At 29.8% G+C, this 3287-nt stretch carries 4 protein-coding genes; all 4 read right to left on the reverse strand.

What is annotated here, in order from left to right:
- Positions 1-555 (reverse strand): capsular polysaccharide synthesis protein (locus tag ADI58_RS07160; RefSeq protein ID WP_049522004.1); only part of this gene is annotated, 555 nt, incomplete at its 3' end.
- Positions 521-1555 carry a glycosyltransferase gene (locus ADI58_RS07165; protein WP_049522005.1) on the reverse strand — a complete coding sequence of 345 codons (1035 nt, stop codon included), beginning with the start codon at positions 1553-1555 and terminating at the stop codon, positions 521-523. The genes ADI58_RS07165 and ADI58_RS07160, both read right to left, overlap by 35 nt.
- A 1-nt stretch (position 1556) precedes the next feature.
- Positions 1557-2531 (reverse strand): glycosyltransferase family 2 protein, encoded by a 975-nt coding sequence (locus tag ADI58_RS07170; RefSeq protein WP_049522006.1) that lies wholly within the window; start codon positions 2529-2531, stop codon positions 1557-1559.
- On the reverse strand, positions 2528-3287 hold a 760-nt coding region (locus tag ADI58_RS07175; protein ID WP_152905486.1), incomplete at its 5' end, for a glycosyltransferase. The genes ADI58_RS07170 and ADI58_RS07175, both read right to left, overlap by 4 nt.

The following is a 3287-nucleotide window of genomic DNA, read 5'->3' on the forward strand; positions in this document are numbered from 1 at the left end:
AGGTGGATGATTTAAACTAAAGAAATCCCCTTTAAACATATCGACTGTTGCATATGGAGATACAAATAAGGTTGCATCCATCCAAATTCCACCATACTGATATAACAAACTAAAACGAACAATATCAGAATAATGAGCGGCTGACAATTCTTTTTTCTTATATTTTTCTGTGATATCTTTTGGAATATTGATAAAATTATGAAGATTTTCGTCAGTTAACAAATGAAGTTCACAACCATTTCTTCTGGCGAAGTCTTTTATTGTTTTCATTGAGGATTTTACGGTTTCAGGCATTTGAGCTTCTCCCTGTTGCCACATTGTCCAAATAATATTGGGAAATTCTGTTGTAGTTTCTTTACTTTCATCAGCCGGTTCATCTATTTGAGCTTTTTTTCGTAATTTTAGAACAAAGTCTAAAATAATATTTTTACTAAAGTCGTAATATTTAGCATCTGATTGTTGTGTATGATAATACACAAGTGTTAATTTAGGACCATAGTATTTAAAAATCTGACCGTATCTAGTTATTTTTTCTCGAATGGATTGTAATTTCATCGTTTTTACAATTCCTTTCACATTTATCTAAGGCCGTTTTTAGATAATATCCGTTACGAATATTATCTCCTATTTTTTTACTATTTCTTATCAACTCCTCATACTCATCATTACTAATAGAGTCTAAACGCTCTGCAATCTCAAATAAAGAATCCACTAATATTCCACAATTATTTTTTGTTACGAAGTCACTAAGAGCGGACTGTCTCCACACAATAATTGGAAATCCAGAAGCTAAATAAAGAGACGCTTTATGCGGATTATTCATCTTCAAATATTCTCCAAACATTCCACTACAAGTATAAGGACTATCGCCATCCCATACTAAACCAAAACCACCTTGTAAATAATATGGGAGTTCTTCAGGTGAGAAAGCTCCATTATAATGAACGTTTTGAGGAAGGTTCTCTTCTTCAAAGTTAATCCCATAAATCGAAAATTCTGGATTATCAGGTAATTGTCTTGCATATTTTGCTTTTTTTATATTAAAATTTCCTGCTACTAACACCGTACGCTTCTCATAAGTTTTTTTCTCTTCAAAATGAGGAATTAGATAATCAAATATTTCTAATGAAATAATCTTTTTCTCTGGTATCCCCAATTGAACAAGTACATCTTTCATCTTATCATTATGGGCAATGATACCATCGACTCTTTCTAGTACTGTTTTATTTTGTAAGAAATGGATAATGGAATGTTTAAAATCTGTAAATGATCTGATTTTTTTGTTTCTCAGGGACTCGATATCATGAATCAGTAAATAAGCTTTGAATGTTCTATTTTTCAAAAATCTCGTTAAAATTTGTGTTTTTAATGAATGCAATAATAATGGAAATTGAAGAACTAACACATCATCTTTTGTCAAAGTGATGGGATTTGAATTATTATTTAGGGAAAAAGGAGCATATCCTGCTTCTAGCATTATTTTTTCAGCATCTAATCTTGCTTTGGATCCTGCATGATTGGCTTTCGCAAAAAATTCTTTTAAGTAATAATTCATACTACTTCATTCCTTTCCATGAACCTCTTATAAAATATTTTTCCACTCTCCATTGAATCGCTCCAGCAACTCTTGAAATAAAAAAAATATTTTGAGGGAATAAGTGATAGGCTCGCATTACCAATGAACGACTTGAAGATTTTGAATACCGATTCAAATATTCTACGTATTTTTCTTTATATGGATTCCCCTCAAATATATGATAATCTACAATATGCATCAAGACTAAATGAAACAGGCGACGATGAATATACGCAAGAGCAAATGTATCACCTCGATATAATTGCTCCAACTTATCACAAATCGTAAATAAATCTAAATTTTTCAAATTAAATTCTCGATTCATAATACTACCTAATCGTACACGGTAATAATATCCTATATAATTAATTTTCACCATTTTACGTATATGTTTTAAAATCCCAATTCCGCCATAAACATCTTCATAAAATAAACCTTCTAAAAATGGAAAATTGAGTATTACTTCTCTTCGATACAATTTTGCCCATGCATTCAAACGGACAATATTATCTTTACAAAGAGACACTAATGCTTCTTTACCATTTCCTTGAAAAATAATTTCTGCATCTTTTGGAGAAGGCAAATCTAATTCATGTTTTTCATTCGTATACCAACACTCTACAATATCAATATCTTCAGAAGTCATTTGTTTTATCAATTGCTCAAGCATATCTTCTTTAATGACATCATCACTATCAACAAATGAAATAAATTCTCCCTTAGATTCACTCATTCCCCGATTACGTGCTCCACTTAATCCTTTATTTTCTTGATTAATCAACTTAAATCGACTGTCTTTGGCACAATATCTTTCACATATTTCTTTTGATTCATCTGTTGATCCATCATTGACTAATATGACTTCAATATCTGTATAAGTTTGATTTCGTATACTCTCTAAACACTCTTCTAAATATTCTTCAACATTATAAACTGGGACTATTACACTAATCATACATTACCCCTAATTTTACTTTTTACATATTGGACTATAGAAATATATCTCAAATATAAGGGAAATATAACTCTTATAAAATACTTAGGAGACCATAAATACCATCTTAATAATCTACTACTTTTTAGAACTTCAGATGATTTTTTAGCAATATTCGCATATTTAGCGATATAATCTTGATATGTCTTATAATATAAATGATTCGGTTTTATTCTATAGTATAGAACATGTTGAGAAATTATAAGAAACATATACTCACCAAGTTTCGAAAGCATTATATCATTTTTAAATGTTTCTAATAACGAATCACATATTTTGAAAATATCAAGATTTTTCTCACTGTGTTTCTTTCTCATAATACTATCCGAACGAATTCTATAATAATAACCTATCGTATCAAGCACAATTATTTTGCGAATATATTTTAGAGTAACCATTCCTGTATACAAATCTTCATAAATTAAACCTTTCAAAAAAGGAACTGTCTCAACAAGATTTCTTCTGTATAATTTATCCCATGCAAAATACGTAACCCCTTGATAATTTAGACAACTAGAAATGGCTTCAGATGAGTTTCCTTGAAATACTATATTAGTGGATGTTTGCAGAACTAAATCCTCTTTTTTTGTTGAATGATTGCATCCCACAATATCTACATCATCTTTCATAAAAGAGAATAAAGTTTCTAAAATATCAACTTTTATAACATCATCACTATCCACAAAGAATATATATTCTCCCATAGATGCTCTGACT

Origin of the sequence: Streptococcus mitis (genome assembly GCF_001074635.1) — a bacterium.
In the GTDB taxonomy this organism is placed as follows: Bacteria; Bacillota; Bacilli; order Lactobacillales; family Streptococcaceae; genus Streptococcus; species Streptococcus mitis_E.